Source organism: Hydrogenophaga sedimenti (assembly GCF_051857515.1).
GTDB lineage: Bacteria > Pseudomonadota > Gammaproteobacteria > Burkholderiales > Burkholderiaceae_C > Hydrogenophaga.
Genome location: NZ_JBPZHA010000016.1, coordinates 44,041 through 66,002, shown reverse-complemented (window position 1 = coordinate 66,002; position 21,962 = coordinate 44,041). Strand labels below are relative to the sequence as shown.

Below are 21,962 nucleotides of genomic sequence, written 5' to 3'. Positions count from 1 at the left end.
CTCTGCCTGCCGCGACCGCTCCTATGGCGGGACACACGCGTTCGGTAACGCCGTGATGCCCTCCGACCCCGACCGCCTCCCGATGCCCCTGCTTCCCCTTTTCCTGTCCGCTGCCCGGTACCGCCTTGCCGCGCTGGCCCTGTTGCTGTTCACCGGGCCGCTGGCCGCGCAGGCCCAGAACCTGCTCGGCGCCGCCGGCGCGCCGGTGGTGCAGACGCCCCAGGTCCGCGCCGAGCTCCTGGCCCACGCCCCCGAGGGCGTCGCCCCGGGCGCCAAGGTCTGGCTGGGCCTGCAGCTGACCCACCAGCCCGAGTGGCACACCTACTGGAAGAACTCGGGCGACTCGGGCCTGCCTACCGAGCTGCAGTGGACCCTGCCCGCGGGCGTGAGCGCGGGCGAGATCGCCTGGCCCACGCCGCGCAAGATCCCGATCGGCTCGCTGGCCAACTACGGCTACACCGGCACGGTGCTGCTGCCGGTGCCGCTGACGGTGGCCCCCGCCTTCGCCGGCCAGCAGCTGGATGTGACGCTGCACGCCACCTGGCTGGTCTGCCGCAAGGAATGCATTCCGGAAGAAGGCAACTTCCGGCTGAAGATCCCGGCACAGGGTTCGACCGGCCTGAACGGCGCGGCCTTCGACGCCGCCTTCGCCGCCGCCCCCAGGGACCAGGCCGCGGGCGCCAGCCAGGCCAGCCCCGACGCCGGCCATCTCAAGGTGGCGCTCGACGCGCTGCCCGCCGCCTGGAAGGGCCAGAAGCTGGAGTTTTTCCCCGAGCCGGCCGGCCTGATCGACCCGGGCGCGCCCTGGACCCAGCGGTGGGACGGCGCCCGCTGGACCGCGCAACTGCCGCTGTCGGCGCAGCGCGGCAGCAGCCCGGCCGAGATCGCCCTGGTGGTGGCGCTGGCCGACGCGCCGGGCGAAGGCCCGGGCCTGGCCGGGGCGCGCATGACGGTGCCGGTGCAGGGCGCATGGCCCGAAGTCAAGGCGCTGCCGGCGGCCGTGTCGCCGGCGCTGCAGGCCGCGCTGGATGCCAACACCGCCCGCGCCAAGGCGCCGGTGGGCAGCGGTGGCGCCCCGGTGTCGCTGCTCGCGGCCCTGCTGGGCGCGCTGCTCGGCGGCCTGATCCTCAACCTCATGCCCTGCGTCTTCCCGGTGCTGGCGATCAAGGTGCTGGCCTTCGCCAGACACGCCGACGACCGCGCCGCGCACCGCCGCCACGGTCTGGCCTACACCGCCGGCGTGGTGCTGTCGTTCCTCGCGCTGGGTGGCCTGCTGCTGGTCCTGCGGGCGGCGGGCGAGGCGATCGGCTGGGGCTTCCAGCTGCAGAGCCCGGCCGTGGTCGCCACGCTGGCCGCGCTGTTCACCGTGATCGGCCTGAACCTGGCCGGGATGTTCGAGTTCGGCTCGGTGCTGCCCTCGGGGCTGGCCAGCCTGCAGGCGCGGCACCCGCTGGCCGATGCTTTCCTGACCGGCGTGCTCGCGGTGGCCGTGGCCTCGCCCTGCACCGCCCCCTTCATGGGCGCCTCGCTGGGCCTGGCCGCCACGCTGCCGACGGCGCAGGCGCTGGCGGTGTTCGCGCTGCTGGGCCTGGGCATGGCGCTGCCCTACCTGGCCGCCAGCTGGTGGCCGGCGATCGCGCGCGCGCTGCCGCGCCCGGGCGCCTGGATGGAGCGCTTCCGCCAGTTCATGGCCTTCCCGATGTTCGCCACCGTGGTCTGGCTGCTCTGGGTGCTGGGGCAGCAGAGCGGCATCGACGGCGTGGCCGCGCTGCTGATGCTGCTGGTCGCGCTGACGCTGCTGATCTGGGCGCTGCGCCTGCAGGGCAGGGCCGGCCTGGTGGTGCGCGGCCTGTCGGCGCTGGCGCTGCTGGGCCTGCTGGCCGGCGTCGGCCCGCACGTGACGCGGCTGCAGGCCCCGGAACCGGCGGGCGCCGCGGTCGCCACCAGCGTCGAAGGCCTGCGCTGGGAAGCCTGGAGCGCGGCGCGCCAGGCCGAGCTGGTGGCACAGGGCCGCCCGGTGTTCGTCGACTTCACCGCCGCCTGGTGCGTGACCTGCCAGTTCAACAAGCGCAACGCGCTGGCCGACGAAGGCCTGCTGCGCGACCTGTCCGGCAAGAACGTCGCCCTGCTGCGCGCCGACTGGACACGCCGCGACCCCGCCGTCACCGCGGCGCTGGCCGAGCTGGGCCGCAATGGCGTGCCGGTCTATGTGCTGCTCGCCAAGGGCCAGCCCGCGCGCGTGCTGACCGAGGTGCTCAGCGTGTCCGAGGTGCGCGAGGCGCTGGCCAGCCTCTGAGGCTGCATCCGGCGCCTGAACGCAGGGCGCCAGTGGCACCGGTCCGTCACCGACCCGGTGCCACAATCGCCGCTCACCCGTCCAGGAGATCCCATGGCCTTCAACGACTTCCGCATGGACAACCAGTGGTTGCCCTTCACGCCCAACCGCGCTTTTCAGAAAGACCCGAGGGTCTTCACCGGCGCCGACGGCATGTATTTCACGACCCACGACGGCCGCCAGGTCATCGACGGCATCTCCAGCCTCTGGTGCGTGGGCGCCGGCCACAACCGCAAACCGATCAACGAAGCGATCAAGAAGCAGCTGGACACGCTGGACTACTCGACCGCCTTCAGCATCAGCAACGACAAGGCCTTCCGCGCCGCCGAGATGATCGCGACCATGGCGCCCGGTGACCTCAACAAGGTGCTGTTCTGCAACTCGGGTTCCGAGGCCGCCGACACCTCGCTGAAGGTCGCGCTGGCCTACCACCGCGCCCGCGGCGAGGGCCACCGCAACCTCTTCATCGGCCGCGAGCGCGGTTACCACGGCGTCAACTTCGGCGGCATGAGCGTGGGCGGCATTCCGGCCAACCGCAAGGTCTACGGCGCCGCGCTGCTGCCGCGCGTGGACCACCTGCGCTTCATCCACGACCCGGTGAACCACGCCTACATCCACAACCAGGAACCGGTGTGGAACGAGGACCTGCTGTTGGAGCTGGAAAACCGCATCCTGCCGCTGCACGACGCCAGCAACGTGGCGGCGGTGATCGTCGAGCCGGTGGCCGGCAGCGCGGGCTGGTACATCCCGCCGCAGGGCTACCTCAAGCGCCTGCGCGAGATCTGCGACAAGCACGGCATCCTGCTGATCTTCGACGAGGTCATCACCGGCTTCGGCCGCCTGGGCACGCCCTTCGCCTCCGACTACTACGGCGTGCAGCCCGACATGCTGAACTTCGCCAAGGCGGTCACCAACGGCGTGATTCCCATGGGCGGCGTGGTCTGCAGCGACCGCATCTACGACGCCATGATGAACGCCCACGGCAATGCGCCGGATCACGCGATCGAGTTCTTCCACGGCTACACCTACTCCGGCCACCCGGTCGCCTGTGCCGCCGCCATCGCCACGCTGGAGCTGTTCCAGCAGGAAAACCTGTTCGCCCGTGCCGGCGAGATGGGCACCGTGCTGGGCGATGCCGCCCACAGTGCGATCAAGGGCCTGCCCAACGTGATCAGCATCCGCAGCCTGGGCCTGGCGGTGGGCGTCGAGCTGGCGTCGATCCCCGGCCTGCCCGGCAAGCGCGCCTACGACATCTTCCTGGACTGCTACCAGCGCGGTGTTCTCGTGCGAAATGCTGGAGAAAACCTGGTTTTCGCGCCGCCCTACATCGTCGAGCGCGAGCAGATTGATACGATGATCAATGTTCTGGCCGACGCCATCCGGCGCCACGCCTGATCGACCGTCCCTTTCGACGAACCATCCCGCAGCACGGAGGCACCGCATGGCCATCATGGATTTCCTGAACCGCCAGTTCATCGACGTCATCGAGTGGGTCGACGACTCGCGCGACACGCTGTCGTACCGATACCCCGACGACGACAAGCAGATCAAGAACGAGGCCCAGCTGATCGTGCGCGAGAGCCAGATCGCGCAGTTCGTCTACGTCGGCCAGTTCGCCGATACCCTGGGCCCGGGCCGCCACACGCTCAAGACCGAGAACATCCCGATCCTGGGTGACCTGCTGGGCTGGAAGTACAAGTTCCAGACGCCGTTCAAGGCCGATGTCTACTACGTCGTCACCCGCGTCTTCTCCGGCAACAAGTGGGGCACCTCCAACCCGGTCATGATGCGCGACGCCGATTTCGGCGTGGTGCGCATGCGCGCCTTCGGCACCTACGACTTCAAGATCGTCGACCCGGTCAAGTTCCTCAAGGAAGTCGCCGGCACCGACCAGCACTTCCGGCTGGACGAGTTCAACGACGTGATGCGCTCGCGCCTGGTGAGCGTGTTCAGCGAGACCCTGGCCAAGGCCAAGGTGCCGGCGCTGGACGTCGCCATGCGCTACAGCGAACTGGGCGAGGCGCTGCTGCCCGGCATCAATGAAGCCACCCGCGACAAGTACGGCATCGAGCTGACCACCTTCGTGGTGGAGAACGTCTCCGTGCCGCCGGAGCTGGAGCAGGCGATCGACAAGCGCGGCGCGATGACCGCGATCGGCAACCTCAACGACTTCGTCAAATACAACATGGGCACCGCCCTGGCGGAAGGCAAGGCGGGCACCGCGGGCATCGGCGCCGAGCTGGCCGCCGGCCTGGCGATGGGTCAGTCCATGATGCAGGGCATGGGCGGCGCCGCACAGGCTCCCTCGCAGCAAGGCATGGTCCCGCCCGCACCGGCACCGGCGGCGGCTCCTGCCGCCGCTCCGGTGGCGCTGCTGACCCCCGAACAGGTGGCGCAGGCACTGGGCGTGAGTCCGGCCGACGTGCAGCAGGAACTGGAGGCCGGCAACCTCAAGGGTCGCAAGATCGGCAGCCAGTGGCGCGTGCCGCAGGCCGCGCTGGACGAATTCCTCAAAGGCTGATCGCGCGCACCCATGCAGCTGAGCGAACTCACCGCAAGCAAAAAACTGGCTTGTCCCGCCTGCGGCGGTGAGGCCCAGTGGAACCCGGGCAAGAAAGCGCTGATCTGCGCCTTCTGCGGCACCGAATCACCCTACGAAGTCAAGACCAGCGGCGAGATCGTCGAGCACGATCTCGTCGCTGCGCTCAAGGCCATCCCCAAAGACGCGCGCGGCTGGCAGGACGAGCGCCGCTCGGTGCGCTGCCAGCACTGCCAGGCCATCAGCACCTTCACCGCAGCCCAGCAGGGCAAGGCCTGCGACTTCTGCGGCTCGACCTCGCTGGTGCCGTTCGAAGAGACGGGCGACATCATCCGGCCCGAGAGCCTGCTGCCGTTCGAGATCAACGAACCCTCGGCGCGCGACAAGCTGCGCCAGTGGTACAAGTCGCGCTTCTGGGCGCCGAACAACCTCGGCGGCAAGGCGCTGACCGACACCGTCAAGGGCGTCTACCTGCCGTACTGGACTTTCGACGCCGATGTCAGCGCCAGCTACACCGCCGAGGGCGGCGAGTACCACCAGAACCAGAAGGGCGAGCGCGAGGTGCGCTGGTTCCCGGTCAGCGGCCAGGTGCAGCACTTCTTCGACGACACCCTGGTCTGCGGCTCCAAGGGCGTGCATCCCGCGCTGGTCGAGGAGGTCGAACCGTTCCCGACGAGTTCCGAGCGCCTCAAGCCCTACGACCCCGGCTACCTCAGCGGCTGGACGGTCGAGCGCTACCAGCTCGATCTGGTGGCGGGCGCACAGCGCGGGCGTGAACGCATGACCGATGCGATCCGCCAAATGTGCGCCAACGACATCCGCACCGACACCCACCGCAACCTGCAGGTCTCGCCCAATTTCGACCGCCAGACCTTCAAGCACGTGCTGCTGCCGATCTGGCTGGTGGGCTACAACTACGGATCCAAGGACTACCAGGTGGTGGTCAACGGCGCGACCGGGCAGGTGGCCGGCGAGTACCCCAAGAGCTGGGTCAAGATCCTGCTGGCGGTCATCGCCGCGCTGGTGGTGCTCTACATCTTCATGTCGCTGCAGGGCGGGCGCTGAGCCTCCCGCAGGCGGGGCCGTTCAACGGCCCATCTGCTGGCGCATTTCCGCGCAGTGGTCCTGGGGCTGGCGCGCCGGGGTGAACCAGATCCGGTCGGCCTGCGCGGCGTCCACCGCCGACGCGGCGTCCTGCGACAGCGCGATCACCACGCGGTGCGCCTGCCCCGCGGGCAGGTGGCCCGGCACACCGACGTCCTTCTGCACATGGCCGTTGCCGGCCACCAGCAGCACCGTACGCCCCGGCTGCAGGGCCGCCAGCGCGGTCTGCGCCATCGCGCGGTCGCGCGCGAGCTGGATGCGCGTCATGGGCGCGACCTGCGCCTCCGGCAGCAACTGGCAATGCCCTTCGCGGATCGCGTCGCGCTGCTGCTGCAGGGCCGCCGCGGGCAGGATCTGGTCCAGCGCCGCCTCGCCCATCACCGTCCGCATCTGCGCGCGCGGCAGGTTGCCGCCCAGCACCGGCACGCCGGCACGCACCGCGGCCATCACGACCGGACCATAGACCGCCCACGGCCAGGCACCGGCGTTGCGCGCGGCCGACCAGTCCAGCGCCTCGCGCACCCTGGTCTCGCTGGTGTCGGGAGCCAGCCCCGTGGTCTGGTGGCCCTGCTCGACCATCTCCATCACCACCGCCGCCAGTTCGCCACGCGCCGCCAGCTGGCGCACCGTGTCGCGCTGCAGCGCCTGGTGTTCGGGCGCGTCGTGCAGTTCGCCGACCAGCAGCAAGGGCGTGGGCAGCAGGCCCTGCAGGTCGGCGTTCGACGCCGGCAGCGTGCCGCAGGCGGTGAGCAGACTGGCCAGACAGATCGCCAGCAGGCAACGCCAGGTGACAGCGGGTCGACAGTTCATGCGCCGATACTACGCGCCCTGTCTTTGTTTTCCTGGTTGTTCCTGTGCGCGTGCTCCTGACGCTGGTCCTGGCTTTCGTGGCGGCACGCCTGTGCGTCTGGCTGCACACCCCCATTCCCTGGATGATCGGTCCGCTGGTCGCGACCGCGCTGGCCTCGGTGCTGGGCGCTCCCACCGCGAGCTGGATCCCGCTGCGCAACGCCGGCCAGTGGGTGATCGCGACCGCGCTGGGGCTGTATTTCACGCCCGCCGTGGGCGCGGCCGTGGTGGGCCTGTGGTGGGCGATCGCGCTGGGCATCGCCTGGGCGCTGGCGCTCGGGTTCGGCTTCGGGGCCTGGCTGCGGCGGGTGCACGCCACCCAGCTCGAACACCTGAGCCCGGAACAGCTGCGCAGCACCACCTACTTCGCCGGCGCCATCGGTGGCGCCTCGGAGATGACCCTGATCGCCGAGCGCCACGGCGCCCGCACCGATCTGGTCGCGGCGGCGCACAGCCTGCGCGTGCTGCTGGTGACGGTCACGATCCCGTTCGCGATGCAGGCCTGGGGGGTGTCGGGCCTGGACCCGACGCCGCCGGGCGCGCGCGAGGTGCAGATCGGCGGGCTGGTGTTGCTGGGCGTGCTGACACTGGCGGGTGCGCTGGTGATGCGCCAGCTCGGCCGGGCCAACCCCTGGTTCATGGGCGCGCTGCTGGTGACCATGGTGCTGACCCTCTCGGGCGTCACGCTCTCGGCCATCCCGCCCGCGCTCAGCGCCGCGGCGCAGCTGGTGATCGGCGTCAGTCTGGGGGTGCGCTTCACGCCGGCCTTCGTGCACACCGCGCCGCGCTGGCTGGGTTCGGTGGCCGCCGCGAGCCTGTTCATGATGAGCATCTGCGCCGGCTTCGCCTGGCTGCTGTCGCTGGCGACCGGCTTGCATCCGGCCACCATGGTGCTGGGCACCTCGCCCGGTGGCATCGCAGAGATGTCGATCACCGCCAAGGTGCTGCAGCTGGGTGTGCCGATGGTCACCGCCTTCCAGGTCTGCCGCCTGGTCGCGGTGCTGATCCTGGCCGAGCCGGTGTTCCGCTGGTGGGCGGCGCGGCAGACCGCGGCCAGCCCATAACTCAGCGTCAGTGGCGGAAACGCCCTTCGCTGGTGACGATGGACAGGTCGACCAGCGACATGCCGGCGTGTTCGCCGGTCCGGTAGGCGATCTTGGTGCCTTCGACGCTCAGCTCGGCGTTGCGCAGGCCGCTCACGAACGACTCCCGGGTGGGGCTGGGACCGGCCCGCTTGAGCGCCTCCACCAGCGCGCGCGCCGTGAGATATCCCTCCAGGCTGCCGTACGAGAAGGCTTCTCCCGGTCGCTCCCTGGTGAACGCGTCCTGGTAGGCGCGGGTCAATGCGGTCTTGCGTTCCCAGGGGCTGGGCATGACCTGCGCAAAGATCATGCCGTAGGCCTGATCGCCCAAGTGCTTGGCCAGTTGCGTCGAACCGGAGTTGACGCCGAAGAACGCCGCCTTCACGCCGGTCTGGCGCGACTGCCGGATCAGCTTTTCGTACATGCCCGCACCACCGTGGTTGAACACCATCTGGGCGCCGCTGCTGGCGATCTTCTGCGCCATCGCCGCCAGCTGGGCATCGCTGATGTCCGACTTGAACGGCAGGTCGGTAACCGCCGCGATGCCGACCTCCTTGGCCAGGCGCTCGACATTGGCCAGGTGCAGCTGCCCGGTTTCGGAATCCGAGCGCACAAAGGCCACGCGGCTCATGCCCAGGCTCTTCGCCTGGGCCATCAGGGCACGGAACTCTTCCTTGTGTTCGGCGCGCACCGGAAACACCAGCGGCTGGTGCGGCTCACGCAGGGTCGGCGAGCCCGCCATCGGACCGAAGAACGGCACTTTCAGGTCGATGGCCGCCTTCATGACCGCGGTGGACGGCCCGCCCTCGATCGAGCCGAACAGCAGGAACACCTTGTCCTGCGTCACCAGTTGCCGCGCATTGGCCTCGGCCTGGTCGGGCTTGTTGTCGTCGTCGAGCACCTTGAAGACCAGCTTGCGGCCGCCGACACCGCCGCTGCGGTTGACCTGCGCGATCGCGGTCTCCACCCCGGCCCGGACCGCGGCGCCGTATTCGTTCTTGCCTGCTTGCAGGGTCAGGGTCTGCCCGATCAGGATCTGGCTGGCGCTCACCCCGTCGGCCGCCTGGACCGCCAGAGGCACCAGCGCCCCGACCACCAGGCCACGCAGCAGACGCGCAGCCCATTGCCTCGATGTCATGAAAATACTCCTCCACTGTATGGAGCCCTGAGTGTAGGGAAGTCGCCAACCCGGAGCCAGAAACAACAAGGCCGATGCAGGGCATCGGCCTTTGTCGCTGTCGTGGCGGGATGCGCCTCAGTGCATCACCACAGGCATCTGTGCGAGGGTGGCGTAGCCTTCCAGGGTGTCTTCCACCTCTTCCTGCGAAGGGGTGTTCTGCTGCCAGGCCGTGATCTGCATCTGGAACATCTCGGCCCATGAGCCGTCGAGGTAGACCTCCTTGCCCGCGCGTTTGTCCACGATTTCAAAACCGTGGCGCGGGATCTGGGGGCCGTCCAGGCGTTCGGCCTCGCCATCCACCGGCGCATTGGCCAGGATGTGGACCACCGCAAAACTGTCCGAGTCGTAGAGCATCTGCATGATGTATTTCCTTCCACAGGGCCAAACTCTGCGCCTGTTGTCCGTTATATCGGCAATTGGGAGCCGGGCTTCAGCCCCATGTGCATTTAGATGGCACTGAGAAGGGAAGTTTCAAGATGCGTGTGTTTTCCGGCACATTTCCGGGCTTCAGGGCACGCTGACGGGCCCCTGCCCCAAATTCAGTGGCGGGAACTCCTGCAGCTTCATGTCCAGGAAATCGCCATTGGGCTCGGTGACGCGGATGCGGCCCGGCAGATGGGCATACCCCGGCAGCAGCCAGACCTCGACCTTGCGGTCGTAGTCCTTGCGCGGGCTGCGGGTGAGCTTGCGCGCCGGCGCTTCGCCCGCCGGCAGCGATTCGGTGGCGAGCGGGCCGACCTGGAACAGCCAGACCTCGGCGGCGTCGACGCTGGTGACCGGCAGGCGCAGCATCTGCCCCTCGGCATAGGCGTCGGGCCGGGCGTTGAACAGGCCGGCGAGCTGGAAGTTGACCGACAGGCGGTCCTGCGTGCCCGGCAGCAGCTTGGCCTCTGCCGCGTTGCTGCTGTAGCGGATGCGCTGGCCTTCGCGGTCGAAATGCGCCGCCCGCTCGCTGCTGCGACGCTTGTCCGAGAAACGGTCGGGCAGCAATCCCTTGTCGGTGAGGCGGCCGGCGCTGCCCTGCTCCAGCACGGTGAACACCAGCACCCGGGTCGCCAGCCTGGCCTCGTACTGTTGGCCATCGTGTCGCCATTCCAGCGTGCCGGAGCCCGAATACGTCGAGCCCTTGACCGTCGCGGTGGCGGCATAACGCAGGCTCACGCTGGGCGGCGGCGTGGCCGGCGGCAGACCGGCTTCCGACAGACCAGCGCCAGCACCCACGACCGTGCCGGCCGCGACCTCGGTGCCGGGCTGAAGGTCCGAAGCGGGTTCCTGCACCGCAGGAGGCGGCGTCTCGACCACCGGCGGCACGGGCACGGCCACCGCGACCTCGACCGGTGGCGGCACCGGTTCGGCGACGACGGGCGGCGGCGCGGGCGGCTCGATCACCAGCGGAGGCTCCGGTGGCGGCGGCGGCTTGACCACCTTGGGCGGCGGTTCGGGAGCCTTCACCGGTTCGGGCGCCTGGGGAACGATCCAGCGCACGCGACTCGTGCGCACCGGTGGAGGCAGTTCGTCGGGCAAGGGGGCGGCCGCGGTCGCGGGGTTCTGCGCCGCCACGGTGGTCGGTGGCGGTCCGCCGGACGCGTCGGTCGCGGTCGACACGAACATGTCCAGCGACAGGCCCGACAACCCGCCGCTGAGCAGGCTCAGGTGCGCCAGCAGCACGCCCGCGCCCAGGCCGAACAGCACCCGCGGGCGCGGCGCGGCGCGTTCAGAGGACAGAGGCATGACGGCGTTCACGGGTGTGCCTTCGCCCTCTGGACTGCGGTGCGAGCTTGCCTGGGAACGGCCCTGCGCTGCGCTCATGGCTGCACGCGGTATCCCAGGTCGGCACTGAGCTGTTGCGCACACCGGCGCAACGCCTGGGCCGGCGCACCGCTCCAGCCGGTGTCCAGCGTCGCCACCGAACCCAGCACCACCAGACCCAGCGCCAGCCGGCCCTGGGCATCGAACACCGGCGCGCAGAAACCGCCGACGCCCGGCAGCAGGCTGTGCACCACACGGCCCAGACCCTGCGTGCGCGTTTCCTCCATGATCGCCTGCACGTCCTGCAGCGTCTGCGGCACGTCGACCAGCGGCACGCCGCTGCGTGGCATCTTCTTCACCCGCGCCAGCTCTTCGCGGACCATGGGTCCGACGCGCTGGGCGTCCGGACCGTCCTGCCCCATGAAAGCGGCAAAGCAGCGGCCGGTGGCCGAGGTCAGCAGCGGCATCACGTCGCCCAGGCGCAGCGTGACCGGCACGGTCTGCGGCGCTTCGGCCCAGTGCACCATGGTCGGCCCCTGGTTGCCCCAGACGGCGATCGCCAGCGTGTGGCCGGTCTCATGGAGCAGCGCGGGCACGCGGTCGCGCGCCAGCTTGACGGCATCCAGCCGGCTCAGGCTGGCCAGCCCCAGGCGCAACGCGGCCGGGCCGAGGTCGTAGCGCGTGCTCACCGGGTCCTGCGCCACCAGCCCCATGCGCTGGAAGCTCACCAGATAGCGGTGCGCCTTGGCCGCGCTCATGCCGGCGGCGGCGGCCAGGTCGCGCAGCATCAGCGCGCCGGGCGCCTGCGACAGCGCGTTGAGCAACTCGAAACCGACCTCCACCGACTGGATGCCGGCGCGCAGGTGTTCGGTGTCCTGATCGGCAGCATCGCGGCGGACAGTGGCCTTGGGGGCGGAGGATTTCGCGGCGGGCATCGGCAAACGGGCAGAAAACGGGCGGGAATTCAGGGGGATTTCACACGCCGGCTGGCGCGCTGAACTAGAATGTCATTTTTACGCATAGGTTAACGAATTTCACTATTCGTAATCAAGCCACCCCACACAACCCGCAGGAGACTCGCATGAAACTCGCCACCTACAAGGACGGCTCGCGTGACGGACAACTGGTGGTCGTCTCGCGCGACCTGTCGACCGCCCATTATGCGACGGGCATCGCCACCAAGCTGCAGCAGGTGCTGGACGACTGGAACTTCCTGGCGCCCCAGCTGCAGGACCTGTATGTGACGCTCAACCAGGGCAAGGCGCGCCACGCCTTCCCCTTCGATCCGGCCCTGTGCATGGCCCCGCTGCCGCGCGCCTACCAGTGGGCCGACGGCTCGGCCTACATCAACCACGTCGAGCTGGTGCGCGCCGCCCGCAACTCCGAGGTGCCGCACAGCTTCTACGAAGACCCGCTGATGTACCAGGGCGGCAGCGACGACTTCATCGGCCCGCGCGACGACGTGGTCGTGCCCAGCGAGGACTACGGCATCGACTTCGAGGCCGAGATCGCGGTCATCACCGGCGACGTGCCGATGTGCACCACGCCCGAACAGGCGATCGACGGCGTGCGCCTGCTGATGCTGGCCAACGACGTGAGCCTGCGCAACCTGATCCCGGCCGAGCTGGCCAAGGGCTTTGGCTTCTTCCAGAGCAAGCCCGCCACCGCCTTCAGCCCGGTGGCCGTGACGCCCGACGAGCTGGGCGATGCCTGGCAAGGCGGCCGGGTGCACCTGACGATGCAGAGCACCTGGAACGGCCGCAAGGTCGGCATGTGCGAGGCCGGTCCCGACATGACCTTCCACTTCGGCCAGCTGATCGCCCACATCGGCAAGACCCGCAATGTGCGCGCCGGCTCCATCGTCGGCTCGGGCACGGTGAGCAACCGCGGCGTCGAGGTGGACGGCAAGAAGGACTGGCCCAAGGGCTATTCCTGCATCGCCGAGAAGCGCGCGATCGAGACCATCATCGACGGCAAGCCCTCAACCGACTACATGAAGTTCGGCGACACCATCCGCATCGAGATGAAGGGCAAGGACGGCCAGAGCGTGTTCGGCGCGATCGAGCAGACGATCGCCCCCCTGGAGAAATAAGCCCCCCCACGCTCCACCGCTTCGCGGGTCGCTGCCGCCCGCCCGGCCCCCGCGGCGCATTTATGATCGGTCGCACCATGCAGACGGTGCGCCCCTCTCACTGCCAATCCACGCGAAGCCGCTGCGGGGCCGTTCGTGGCTGAGGGCACGCAGCGCCGCTACGAAGCGCCCTGCCCCGGCTGCGGCGCGCCGGTCGCCTTCCAGAGCGCGCAGTCGACCCACGCGGTCTGCGCGTATTGCCACTCCAGCGTCGTGCGCACGGCCGATGCGCTGGCCCGCCTGGGCCGCATCGCCGACGAATTCACCGACTACAGCCCGCTCAAGATCGGCGCCACCGGCCAGTGGCAGGGCCAGGCCTTCACCCTGGTCGGCCGCCTGCAGCTGGGCAATGCCCAGGCCCGCTGGACCGACTGGCAGGCGGTGTTCGACGACCAGAGCCTGGGCAGCCTGAGCGAAGACAACGGCAGCTTCGTGTTCAGCCGGCCCGTGTCGGCGCCCGGCAAAGTGGCCGGCTTCAAGGACTGGCGCATGGGCTTGCGCCATCCGCTGGGCGGCAAGCAGTTCGCCGTCAGCGCGGTCACCGAGGTGTCGGTGCTGGCTGCGCAAGGCGAACTGGGCCACCTGCCCGCGGCCGGCCAGCACTTCGGGGTGGTCGAGTTGCGCAGCGATGGCGGCGAGGTCTGCAGCATCGACTACGCCAGCGAACCGCCAGCGGTCTGGACCGGCAGCGAAGTCCGGCTCGACGACCTGAAGCTGACCGGCCTGGCCGGCGACGCGCTGCGCAAGGACGAAGGCCGGCACTTCAACTGCCCGAACTGCGCCGCGCGGCTGGAGGTCAAGCTCGACACCACCAAGAGCATGAGCTGCCCCTCGTGCGATGCGCTGATCGACCTGTCGGCGGGCATCGGCGGCGAACTCAGGCACGCGATCCAGGACGAGCCGGTGCGGCCGCTGATCCCGCTGGGCACCACCGGCCAGCTGCGCGGCATCGACTGGCAGGTCGTGGGCTACCAGCACCGCTCGGGCACGGAGCCGGGCGAGGACGATGTGTTCGGCTGGCAGGAATACCTGCTCTACAACCGCAAGGCAGGTTTTCAGTTCCTGGTCGACGCGGAAGACGGCTGGAGCCTGGTCAAGCCCGCCACCGGCGCGCCGCAGGTGGCTTCCGGTGGCGCCGCCGCCACCTACCTGGGCAAGCGCTATGCGCGCCAGTACAGTTACCGCGCCGAGACGCAATACGTCGCCGGCGAGTTCTACTGGAAGGTCGAACGCGGCCAGATCACCGACAACGTGGACTACGCGCAGGGCCACCACCTGCTGTCGCTGGAAAAGGCGGCCAACGAGTGGACCTGGTCGGTCGGCGAGCGGCTGGACAGCGCGGCCGTGGCCAAGGCGTTCCAGCTCGACGAGAAGAAAGACCTGTTCAAGCGCGGCGACGCGACACCGTTGAGCAGCGACAGCTGGTCGATCGGCAAGGTGATCCTCATCGTGCTGGTGGTGCTGTTTTTCGTGCTGCTGGAACGCGGCTGCGACGACTGCGATCCGCAGGTCGAGAACTGCAGCTCGACCTCGGGCCGCTGGGGCAGCGGCTCCTTCGGCGGCAGCTCCAGCGGCGGCTGGCACAAATGATTTCCGGGCCCGTCCCGATCCCACAACCCTGACAGGAGAAGACAGATGGACATTGAATGGCTCAGGCCCGCGGCGTTTCTGGGATCGATCCTGTTCGCGCTGATCGGCGTGGTGGTGTTCTGGATCGCCTTCGTGGTGATCGACAAGCTCACGCCCTACGACCTCTGGAAGGAACTGGTCGAGAACCGCAACACCGCGCTGGGCATGGTGGTGGCGGCGATGTGCCTGGGCATCTCGATCATCGTGGCCGCCGCGATACATGGGTGACCCCCCGCGCCGCCTGCGGCGTCACCCCCCGGGGGGCGCCGTCTGCGGCCCGGCGGAGCCGGTTCCGCGACGACCTTGAACGGTCGCGCGCCGGCCACTGCGTTCTTTCATGACCACTGCCATCGAACCCCAACGCGCTTCCCCTGGACCGGTGGAAGTCGCGCTGCTGGCCAGCGTGTTTCTGGTCGCGGCCTGCGGGCTGGTGTACGAGCTGGTGGGGGCGGCGCTGGCGTCGTATGTGCTCGGCGACTCGGTGCTGCAGTTCTCGACCGTCATCGGCACCTACCTGTTCGCCATGGGCATCGGCAGCTGGCTCTCGCGCCATGTCGAGCGTCAGCTGCCGGCGCAGTTCCTGCGCATCGAGCTGCTGATCGCGCTGGTCGGCGGCCTGCTGCCGGCCCTGCTGTTCCTCGCCAACGCCTACCTGCCCGGCGCGTTCCGCGGCCTGCTCTATGGCCTGGTGCTGCTGGTGGGCGCGCTGGTCGGGCTGGAGATTCCGCTGGTGATGCGCATCCTGCGCCACCACGTGCAGCTCAAGGACCTGGTGTCGCAGGTGCTGACCTTCGACTACCTCGGCGCGCTCGCGGTCTCGATCGCCTTCCCGCTGTGGCTGGTGCCGCAGCTGGGGCTGGCGCGCACCGGCCTGCTGTTCGGCCTGCTGAACGTGGCGGTGGCGTTCTGGACCCTGTGGCTGTTCCGTGGCGAGATCCGCGCGCGGGCCGCGCACACGCTGTCGGCGGTGCTGGTGCTGGCGACGCTGCTGGGCGCCTGGGCCATGGCCGGGCGCATCACCTCCGCGTCCGAAGACCGTTTTTTCCAGGACAAGGTGGTGCGCGCCGAGACCACGCCCTGGCAACGCATCGTCGTCACGCGCGGCCCGCAGGGGCACCGCCTGTTCCTCAACGGCAACCTGCAGTTCGCCGAGAGCGACGAGTACCGCTACCACGAGGCCCTGGTCCATCCGGTGATGTCGGCCTACGCCACCGGCGGCGGCGCGCCGCGCCGCGTGGCGGTGCTCGGCGGCGGCGACGGCATGGCGGTGCGCGAGATCCTCAAGTACCCGGGCGTGGAGAAGGTGACGCTGGTGGAGCTCGACCCGGCGATGACACGGCTGTTCTCCACCGACGAGACGCTGCGCCGGCTCAACGGCGATGCACTGAACGCGCCGCGCGTGCAGGTGGTCAACACCGACGCCTTCCAGTGGCTGGAACAGGGCAGCGAACCGTTCGACGTGATCGTGGTGGACTTTCCGGACCCGACCAACTTCGCGGTCGGCAAGCTCTACACGGAGTCGTTCTACGCGCTGCTGGCGCGGCGCCTGTCGGCCAGCGGCTTTGCCGTGGTGCAGACCACCTCGCCGCTGGTGGCGCGCCAGAGTTTCTGGACCGTCGCCGCGACCATCGAGGCCGCCGGGCTGCGCACCGCGCCGTACCACGCGCACGTGCCCAGCTTCGGCGAATGGGGCTTCATCGTCGCCAGCCGCCGCCCCTTCAGCCCCGGCGGTGGCGTCCTGCCCGCCGGCCTGCGCTTCCTCACGCCCGACACGCTCAAGCTGATGTTCGACTTCCCGGCCGACATGGCGCGGGTGCCGGCCGAAGTGAACCGGCTGTCGAACCAGGTGCTGGTGCACACCTACGAGCAGGAATGGGGAAAGGTCGCGAAGTGACGGACCCATGGCGCTGACGCGGCGGGAGTGTCTGGGCTGGATGGGTGCCGCGGGCGCCGGTCTGGCGGGCTGCCGTGCGGCGCCGCACGACATCCCTGGCGGTTTCACCGCCCCCGACCCGGCGCGTGGTCACCGCTGGCGCGACGCGGCGCGCGCCGAACCGACTGCGCAGAGGCGCACGGGCGTGCTGGTGCTGGGCGGTGGTGTCGCGGGGCTCGCGGCGGCGCGCTCGCTCGCCCTGGCTGGGGTCGATGACTTCGCCTTGCTGGAGTTCGAAGACACGGCCGGCGGCAATGCGCGCGGCGGCCTGCTCGGCGGGCTGGCCTGCCCGCTGGGCGCGCACTACCTGCCCGCGCCCTCGGACGACGCACCCGAACTGCAGGCCTGGCTGGAACAACTCGGCCTGCGTCAGCGCATCGCCGGCCGCTGGGTCTGGGACGAGCGCCACCTCTGCCACAGCCCGCAGGAGCGCCTCTACTGGAACGGCCACTGGCAGGACGGACTGCTGCCGATCGAAGGCGCCAGCGCATCGACCCTACAGCAGTACCGCCGCATGAGCCAGCTCATCGGTGAGGCAAGGCACTCACAGCGCTGGGCCATGCCCGCGTTGCGACTGCCCGTGACCGACACCACCCGCGCGCTGTGGTCGCAGAGCTTTGCGCAATGGCTCGACGGCCACGGGCTCGACGACCCGCAGCTGCGCTGGTACCTCGACTACGCCTGCCGCGACGACTACGGCGCCAGCGCTCGCGCAGTCTCGGCCTGGGCCGGCATCCACTACTTCGCCAGCCGCCACGGCTTCCCGGCGCCGGGCGAAGCCGGCGAGGCCGAGCCGCTGCTGACCTGGCCCGAAGGCAATGCCTGGCTGACGCAGCAACTGGCGGCGGGTCTTGGCGAACGGCTGCACACCGGGCAGGGCGTGCTGCGCGTGACCCCCGGGCGCCATGGGGTGACCGTCGATGCGCTGTCGATGGCCGACGGCCGCGTGACGCGCTGGCAGGCGGGCGCGGTCGTGGTCGCGTTGCCGGTGTTCATCGCGAAACGCCTGATCGACCCGCTGCCGCCGCTGCTCGCGGCCCGCGCCAACGGACTGTCGATGGCGCCCTGGGTCGTCGTGAACCTGCTGCTGGACGGACCACCGAAAGACCGCGGCGGCGCGCACCCGAGCTGGGACAACGTGGTCTACGGCAGCGCGGGACTGGGCTACGTCGACGCCAGCCACCAGTCGCTGGCGCGGGTGACCGGCCCGCGCGTCTGGACCTGGTACCGGCCGCTGGGCGACGAATCCGCTGGGCGCCAGAACTTGCTGCAACAGCCCTGGACCCACTGGAGCGACCAGGCGCTGGCCGAGCTGTCGGTGCCCCACCCGGACCTGCCCGGCCATGTGACCGAGGTCTCGGTCACCCGGTACGGCCACGCGATGGCAATCCCCGCGCCAGGCTCGCTGTACGAAGGCCCGACGCAAGACGGCCGCCTGTGCTTCGCGCACGCCGACTGGGCGGGCTATTCGGTGTTCGAAGAAGCCTTCACGCGCGGCCACCTGGCCGGACAGCAGGCCGCGCAGCGGCTGCGCGCCTGAACGGCGACCGGCTCAGAGCGCGGTGGGCGTGGCGCCGCGCTCGACCGCCCGCTGCAGCGCCTCGCCCGGCTCGAACAGGTCGAGCAGCGAGCGCATCAGCAAGGCGGCACGCGCCGAGTGGTCGGCGCCGAAATTGCAGACATACACATCGAGACTGACGCTGCGGCTCTCGGGCCAGGTGTGCACGCACAGGTGCGATTCGGCCAGCAGCACGGTGGCCGTCACGCCGCCGGGGCCGTGCGCCGTGTCGGGGAAGCGGTGCCCCAGCTGCGCCACGGCCTGCAGGCCACTGTCCTGCACCCGCTGCACGCAAGCCGCCAGCAGCCGCGCCTCCTCGGTCAGCCAGGCCATGTCGCAGCGGCAGTGCCGCAGGTCGGCGGTGAGATGCAGGCCGTTCACGGTGTCAGGAGGCGAAGATGGCGTCGGTAGTGCCGAAGCCCTTGACCTCGACCGGGTTGCCGAACGGGTCGCAGAAGAACATCGTCCACTGCTCGCCCGGCTGGCCTTCGAAGCGCACCTGCGGCGGCAGCACGAAGTCCACACCGGCGGCCGTCAGCCGCTCGGCCAGTGCGCGCCACGCGGGCAGCAACAGCACCAGGCCAAAGTGCGGCATCGGCACCAGGTGGTCGCCGACCTTGCCGGTGCGCGTGGTCTTGAAGGGCTCGCCCAGGTGCAGCGAGATCTGGTGGCTGAAGAAGTCGAAGTCGACCCAGGTGTCGGTGCTGCGGCCTTCGGTGCAGCCGAGCACGCCGCCGTAGAAACGCCGCGCCTCGTCGAGATCGGTGACGTGAAACGCGAAGTGGAACAGGCTGCGCGCCGGCAGGGTGGTGGTGCTCATCGCGTCAGGATATCAAAGCGCCCCGGCCCAAAAGAAAAAACCGCCCGGGCGCGAAGCGCCGGGCGGTCAGGGCGCGCGCTGGCGCGTCAGCGCTGCGCGGGATCGACGGCCTTCTGGTCGTACTTGGTGAAATATTGCCGCGCCATGGCCACCACCTGGGCGTCGGTCGGGTGGTCGGTGTTGACCACGTCGACCACCGACTTGTCGACGGCGTGGGCGTTGTGCTTGCACCAGTCGCGGAATTCGATCTTGGCGTTGGCCGGACCGGTCAGCAGCACCTCGGACACGCCCTCCAGCGAGGTCGCGATGGCCTTGAAGAAGTCCTTGTCGGCGCCGACATGGCCGTGCTTGGGTGTGTGCTGCTGGCGCGCCTTGATGCGCTGGGCTTCAACGTGTTCGCGGTCGAACATCATCACGTGGGCTTGGCTGTGGTCCATCCAGACGACGGCGTGGAATGTGGTCATGCAAAAGTCTCCTGAAAAAACAAAGGAAGGGGAAAAAGGAAATCAGTAGCCGGCCGGCCTGGTGGCGCCGCTGGCGTGTTCGGCCTTGTCCTGGCAGCCCAGGCAGCGCAGGGCCACCGGGTTGGCGTGCAGGCGGGCGGCAGCGATCGCGTCGCCGCAGTCCACGCACAGGCCATAGCTGCCGTCGGCCACGCGCTGGAGCGCTTCGTCGATGGCGACCAGCTCGGCCGATTCGCGTTCTTCGAGGGCGAAGGCCAAGTCGCGTTCGGCATCGGCCTGCGCCCAGTCGTCGCTTTCCGTTTCGCGCGCATTGGCGGCCGCTTCGGCGCGACCGATCTTGCCGCCACGCTGCGCCCGCAACTGGGCCAGCACGTCGGCGCGCATCTCGCGCAACTGACGGCCGTAGGTGTCGGAGATGGGTGTGTTCATGGGTTCTCCTCTGGGTTTCGGTGTCGGTCTTTCGGGTCCCGGGGACCACGACTTCATGGTGCGCCTGTGCCCGTGCACTTGCATTGATCGGCGTCAAGCGCCGTCCGCAACAAGACCGTCTCTCAGGGCAAATCCCCGGCGGATTTCCAGCGGTTTCCCCGCAGAATCGGACGCCTCAAACACCCAGAATTGCAAGGAGAAACAACGATGTCCGCTGTCGACTACGGCCGCTACCAGACCCTGGAAATCACCCGGCGAGGGCCGACGGTGGACGGCGTGCCTTCCGTGCTCGACATCCGCATGCGGGCCGACGGCCCCGGCGGCAACGGCAAGCTGCCCACCGCCGGGCACGAAGGCCACTGGGAACTCTCCGAAATTTGGCGCGACGTGGGCCGCGACGACAGCGTGCGCTGCGCAGTGCTGCGCGGCAGCGGCCTGGGCTTCTCGGGCGGCGGCGACCTGGCGCTGGTGCAGGACATGGCGACCGACTTCGAGGTCCGCACGCGGGTGTGGAAGGAAGCGCGCGACCTGGTCTACAACGTGATCAACTGCGACAAGCCCATCGTCAGCGCGATGCACGGGCCGGCCGTGGGCGCGGGGCTGGTGGCGGGCCTGCTGGCCGACATCTCGATCGCCGCGAAGAGCGCCAAGATCGTCGACGGCCACACCCGCCTGGGTGTCGCGGCGGGCGACCACGCGGCCATCGTCTGGCCGCTGCTGTGCGGCCTGGCCAAGGCCAAGTACTACCTGATGCTGTGCGACCCGATCAGCGGCGAAGAGGCCGAGCGCATCGGCCTGGTCTCGCTGGCGGTCGAGGACGAGGCGCTGCTGGCCAAGGCCTACGAAGTCGCCGACCGCCTGGCCTCGGGCAGCCAGACCGCCATCCGCTGGACCAAGTACTCGCTCAACAACTGGCTGCGCCAGGCCGGACCGGCCTTCGACACCTCGCTGGCGCTCGAATTCATGGGTTTTGCCGGACCGGATGTGCGCGAAGGTGTGGCATCCTTGCGTGAACGCCGCGCGCCGCGTTACGGCGCCGACACCTGATCCCCCTATCTCAGGAGACAACCATGAGTGACGCCAGCGGATTCGGCAAGTTCGTCCCCGGTTTCGAGTTCCTGCAGAACCTCGCGGGGCAGGCCGCCGGCGGTGTCGCGCAAGGCCTGGGCAAGAGCCTGCCGCAGATGCCCAACCTGGGCCACTGGGTGGCACCGACCTTCAATGTCGAAGACCTCGAAAAACGCATCGAGGAACTCAAGGCGGTGCAGTTCTGGCTCGACCAGAACGCCAAGGCGCTGAGCGCGACGATCCAGGCGCTCGAGGTCCAGAAGATGTCGCTGGCCACGCTCAAGGCCATGAACTTCAACCTGGGCGACGTGGCCAACGCGCTCAAGGTCAAGGCCGCCGAGACGGTGTCCGGCTTTGCCGGCAAGAACCAGTTCGCCGGCCTGGAGATTCCGCCCCGCACCTATGGCAACCCCGCGGCGGCGCCCGCGGAGGAAGAGGCGGAGGCCGAGCTCGACGAGGAACCGGAAGAAGCCCCCGCGCCGCCGAAGAAGCCACGCAAGACCGCGGAGCCCAAGGCCGACGCAGCGGCTGCGGCGTCGACCGGCGTGGTCGACCCGATGGCCTGGTGGGGCGCGCTCTCGCAGCAGTTCCAGCAGATCGCCAGCACCGCCATGAAAGACATGGCCAAGCAGGGTGCGCTGGATGCCACGCGCCATGTGGCCAGCGACCTGACCGAGCAGGCCGTGAAGACCGCCGCGGACATGGCCGCCAAGGCCGGGCGCAGCGTGGGCGGCTCGGTGGCCCGCAACGTCGGCCGCGCCGCCGGCATGGGCACCGCGGCCGTGCGGGCCGTGACCGGTACGGGCCGTCCGAAGGCCGCACCCGCAGCGAAGAAGCCGGTGGCCAGGGCCGCGCCGAAGAAGGCGCCACCGCCGCGCGCGAAGAAGACCGCCAGCGCACGACCGGCCAAACCCGCCGCACCCGCCGCGGCACAGCCCATGGGCGCGGGCGACTGGCCACTGCCCACGGCCTTCTTCCCGGGCTTCATGCCCACGCCGGCCAAGAGCGCCCCGAAAACCGCGGCAGCCAAGGCCCCTGCCGCGCGCAAGGCGCCGGCCAAGAAGACCACCACCCGCCGCCGCTGATCCGGCC

General features: G+C 69.6%; 21 protein-coding genes. 12 read left to right on the top strand and 9 right to left on the bottom strand.

The features are described 5' to 3' along the window. Nucleotides 1-82: 82 nt before the first annotated feature. The 4 genes from ACS5NL_RS20910 (at nt 83) to ACS5NL_RS20895 (ending at nt 5,939) form a co-directional block, all read left to right on the top strand. Nucleotides 83-2,296, top strand: coding sequence for a protein-disulfide reductase DsbD family protein (locus ACS5NL_RS20910; RefSeq protein WP_439355895.1), 2,214 nt, complete (start codon nt 83-85; stop codon nt 2,294-2,296). Nucleotides 2,297-2,389: 93 nt separating this feature from the next. Continuing rightward, complete coding sequence (gene aptA, locus ACS5NL_RS20905; RefSeq protein WP_439355894.1) at nt 2,390-3,730, top strand: omega-aminotransferase AptA; 1,341 nt, start codon at nt 2,390-2,392, stop codon at nt 3,728-3,730. Between the two features lie 46 nt (nt 3,731-3,776). After that, on the top strand, nt 3,777-4,856 hold the full coding sequence (locus tag ACS5NL_RS20900) for an SPFH domain-containing protein (RefSeq protein ID WP_439355893.1): 1,080 nt from the start codon (nt 3,777-3,779) through the stop codon (nt 4,854-4,856). A gap of 12 nt (nt 4,857-4,868) precedes the next feature. Then, nucleotides 4,869-5,939, top strand: a complete 1,071-nt coding sequence (locus ACS5NL_RS20895) for a zinc ribbon domain-containing protein (protein ID WP_439355892.1) — start codon at nt 4,869-4,871, stop codon at nt 5,937-5,939. A 21-nt stretch (nt 5,940-5,960) separates the two neighbouring features. Here the strand turns inward: ACS5NL_RS20895 and ACS5NL_RS20890 are convergent, their stop codons facing one another. Beyond that, nucleotides 5,961-6,788 carry a ChaN family lipoprotein gene (locus ACS5NL_RS20890; protein WP_439355891.1) on the bottom strand — a complete coding sequence of 276 codons (828 nt, stop codon included), beginning with the start codon at nt 6,786-6,788 and terminating at the stop codon, nt 5,961-5,963. Between the two features lie 56 nt (nt 6,789-6,844). Between ACS5NL_RS20890 and ACS5NL_RS20885 the strand changes: the two genes are divergently transcribed. Further along, nucleotides 6,845-7,891 carry an AbrB family transcriptional regulator gene (locus ACS5NL_RS20885; RefSeq protein WP_439355912.1) on the top strand — a complete coding sequence of 349 codons (1,047 nt, stop codon included), beginning with the start codon at nt 6,845-6,847 and terminating at the stop codon, nt 7,889-7,891. Between the two features lie 7 nt (nt 7,892-7,898). Here the strand turns inward: ACS5NL_RS20885 and ACS5NL_RS20880 are convergent, their stop codons facing one another. From ACS5NL_RS20880 to ACS5NL_RS20865, 4 genes are all read right to left on the bottom strand, one after another. Then, on the bottom strand, nt 7,899-9,047 hold the full coding sequence (locus ACS5NL_RS20880) for an ABC transporter substrate-binding protein (RefSeq protein WP_439355890.1): 1,149 nt from the start codon (nt 9,045-9,047) through the stop codon (nt 7,899-7,901). Between the two features lie 117 nt (nt 9,048-9,164). After that, the gene (locus tag ACS5NL_RS20875) at nt 9,165-9,449 is read right to left on the bottom strand and encodes a BTH_I0359 family protein (RefSeq protein WP_411366168.1); all 285 of its coding nucleotides are present in this window, start codon (nt 9,447-9,449) and stop codon (nt 9,165-9,167) included. A gap of 147 nt (nt 9,450-9,596) precedes the next feature. Continuing rightward, on the bottom strand, nt 9,597-10,820 hold the full coding sequence (locus ACS5NL_RS20870) for a DUF3108 domain-containing protein (RefSeq protein ID WP_439355889.1): 1,224 nt from the start codon (nt 10,818-10,820) through the stop codon (nt 9,597-9,599). 74 nt (nt 10,821-10,894) lie between these two features. After that, nucleotides 10,895-11,773 carry an IclR family transcriptional regulator gene (locus tag ACS5NL_RS20865; protein ID WP_439355888.1) on the bottom strand — a complete coding sequence of 293 codons (879 nt, stop codon included), beginning with the start codon at nt 11,771-11,773 and terminating at the stop codon, nt 10,895-10,897. Nucleotides 11,774-11,919: 146 nt separating this feature from the next. Between ACS5NL_RS20865 and ACS5NL_RS20860 the strand changes: the two genes are divergently transcribed. The 5 genes from ACS5NL_RS20860 to ACS5NL_RS20840 all read left to right on the top strand — a co-directional run bounded on the left by ACS5NL_RS20860 (nt 11,920) and on the right by ACS5NL_RS20840 (nt 18,071). Then, nucleotides 11,920-12,930, top strand: a complete 1,011-nt coding sequence (locus tag ACS5NL_RS20860) for a fumarylacetoacetate hydrolase family protein (protein WP_439355887.1) — start codon at nt 11,920-11,922, stop codon at nt 12,928-12,930. Nucleotides 12,931-13,065: 135 nt separating this feature from the next. Then, complete coding sequence (locus tag ACS5NL_RS20855; protein ID WP_439355886.1) at nt 13,066-14,559, top strand: DUF4178 domain-containing protein; 1,494 nt, start codon at nt 13,066-13,068, stop codon at nt 14,557-14,559. 45 nt (nt 14,560-14,604) lie between these two features. Next, nucleotides 14,605-14,826, top strand: a complete 222-nt coding sequence (locus ACS5NL_RS20850) for a DUF350 domain-containing protein (RefSeq protein ID WP_411366173.1) — start codon at nt 14,605-14,607, stop codon at nt 14,824-14,826. A 109-nt stretch (nt 14,827-14,935) separates the two neighbouring features. Further along, complete coding sequence (locus ACS5NL_RS20845) at nt 14,936-16,492, top strand: polyamine aminopropyltransferase (protein ID WP_439355885.1); 1,557 nt, start codon at nt 14,936-14,938, stop codon at nt 16,490-16,492. 7 nt (nt 16,493-16,499) lie between these two features. Then, nucleotides 16,500-18,071 carry an FAD-dependent oxidoreductase gene (locus ACS5NL_RS20840; protein ID WP_439355884.1) on the top strand — a complete coding sequence of 524 codons (1,572 nt, stop codon included), beginning with the start codon at nt 16,500-16,502 and terminating at the stop codon, nt 18,069-18,071. A 12-nt stretch (nt 18,072-18,083) separates the two neighbouring features. On the opposite strand, the gene ACS5NL_RS20835 is transcribed toward ACS5NL_RS20840, so the two are convergent. The 4 genes from ACS5NL_RS20835 to ACS5NL_RS20820 all read right to left on the bottom strand — a co-directional run bounded on the left by ACS5NL_RS20835 (nt 18,084) and on the right by ACS5NL_RS20820 (nt 19,802). Next, complete coding sequence (locus ACS5NL_RS20835; RefSeq protein ID WP_439355883.1) at nt 18,084-18,470, bottom strand: S-adenosylmethionine decarboxylase family protein; 387 nt, start codon at nt 18,468-18,470, stop codon at nt 18,084-18,086. Between the two features lie 4 nt (nt 18,471-18,474). Then, complete coding sequence (locus tag ACS5NL_RS20830; RefSeq protein WP_439355882.1) at nt 18,475-18,909, bottom strand: VOC family protein; 435 nt, start codon at nt 18,907-18,909, stop codon at nt 18,475-18,477. 86 nt (nt 18,910-18,995) lie between these two features. Beyond that, nucleotides 18,996-19,373 carry a hypothetical protein gene (locus ACS5NL_RS20825; RefSeq protein WP_439355881.1) on the bottom strand — a complete coding sequence of 126 codons (378 nt, stop codon included), beginning with the start codon at nt 19,371-19,373 and terminating at the stop codon, nt 18,996-18,998. A 42-nt stretch (nt 19,374-19,415) separates the two neighbouring features. Then, nucleotides 19,416-19,802: a TraR/DksA family transcriptional regulator gene (locus ACS5NL_RS20820; protein WP_439355880.1), complete on the bottom strand. Its 387-nt coding sequence runs from the start codon at nt 19,800-19,802 to the stop codon at nt 19,416-19,418. A gap of 207 nt (nt 19,803-20,009) precedes the next feature. On the opposite strand from ACS5NL_RS20820, the gene ACS5NL_RS20815 reads away from it, so the two are divergent. Continuing rightward, nucleotides 20,010-20,849: an enoyl-CoA hydratase/isomerase family protein gene (locus ACS5NL_RS20815; RefSeq protein ID WP_439355879.1), complete on the top strand. Its 840-nt coding sequence runs from the start codon at nt 20,010-20,012 to the stop codon at nt 20,847-20,849. 23 nt (nt 20,850-20,872) lie between these two features. Beyond that, on the top strand, nt 20,873-21,955 hold the full coding sequence (locus tag ACS5NL_RS20810; protein WP_439355878.1) for a PhaM family polyhydroxyalkanoate granule multifunctional regulatory protein: 1,083 nt from the start codon (nt 20,873-20,875) through the stop codon (nt 21,953-21,955). The last annotated feature ends 7 nt before the right edge of the window (nt 21,956-21,962 follow it).

Excerpts from the sequence above, each read along its gene's own strand:
- ACS5NL_RS20870 (WP_439355889.1), bottom strand. The coding sequence starts at position 10,820 with ATGCCTCTGTCCTCTGAACGCGCCGCGCCGCGCCCGCGGGTGCTGTTC.
- ACS5NL_RS20840 (WP_439355884.1), top strand. The coding sequence starts at position 16,500 with ATGGCGCTGACGCGGCGGGAGTGTCTGGGCTGGATGGGTGCCGCGGGC.
- ACS5NL_RS20865 (WP_439355888.1), bottom strand. The coding sequence starts at position 11,773 with ATGCCCGCCGCGAAATCCTCCGCCCCCAAGGCCACTGTCCGCCGCGAT.
- ACS5NL_RS20895 (WP_439355892.1), top strand. The coding sequence starts at position 4,869 with ATGCAGCTGAGCGAACTCACCGCAAGCAAAAAACTGGCTTGTCCCGCC.
- ACS5NL_RS20810 (WP_439355878.1), top strand. The coding sequence starts at position 20,873 with ATGAGTGACGCCAGCGGATTCGGCAAGTTCGTCCCCGGTTTCGAGTTC.
- ACS5NL_RS20900 (WP_439355893.1), top strand. The coding sequence starts at position 3,777 with ATGGCCATCATGGATTTCCTGAACCGCCAGTTCATCGACGTCATCGAG.
- ACS5NL_RS20875 (WP_411366168.1), bottom strand. The coding sequence starts at position 9,449 with ATGCAGATGCTCTACGACTCGGACAGTTTTGCGGTGGTCCACATCCTG.
- ACS5NL_RS20850 (WP_411366173.1), top strand. The coding sequence starts at position 14,605 with ATGGACATTGAATGGCTCAGGCCCGCGGCGTTTCTGGGATCGATCCTG.
- ACS5NL_RS20890 (WP_439355891.1), bottom strand. The coding sequence starts at position 6,788 with ATGAACTGTCGACCCGCTGTCACCTGGCGTTGCCTGCTGGCGATCTGT.
- ACS5NL_RS20860 (WP_439355887.1), top strand. The coding sequence starts at position 11,920 with ATGAAACTCGCCACCTACAAGGACGGCTCGCGTGACGGACAACTGGTG.
- ACS5NL_RS20845 (WP_439355885.1), top strand. The coding sequence starts at position 14,936 with ATGACCACTGCCATCGAACCCCAACGCGCTTCCCCTGGACCGGTGGAA.
- ACS5NL_RS20910 (WP_439355895.1), top strand. The coding sequence starts at position 83 with ATGCCCCTGCTTCCCCTTTTCCTGTCCGCTGCCCGGTACCGCCTTGCC.
- aptA (WP_439355894.1), top strand. The coding sequence starts at position 2,390 with ATGGCCTTCAACGACTTCCGCATGGACAACCAGTGGTTGCCCTTCACG.
- ACS5NL_RS20815 (WP_439355879.1), top strand. The coding sequence starts at position 20,010 with ATGTCCGCTGTCGACTACGGCCGCTACCAGACCCTGGAAATCACCCGG.
- ACS5NL_RS20825 (WP_439355881.1), bottom strand. The coding sequence starts at position 19,373 with ATGACCACATTCCACGCCGTCGTCTGGATGGACCACAGCCAAGCCCAC.
- ACS5NL_RS20830 (WP_439355882.1), bottom strand. The coding sequence starts at position 18,909 with ATGAGCACCACCACCCTGCCGGCGCGCAGCCTGTTCCACTTCGCGTTT.
- ACS5NL_RS20820 (WP_439355880.1), bottom strand. The coding sequence starts at position 19,802 with ATGAACACACCCATCTCCGACACCTACGGCCGTCAGTTGCGCGAGATG.
- ACS5NL_RS20880 (WP_439355890.1), bottom strand. The coding sequence starts at position 9,047 with ATGACATCGAGGCAATGGGCTGCGCGTCTGCTGCGTGGCCTGGTGGTC.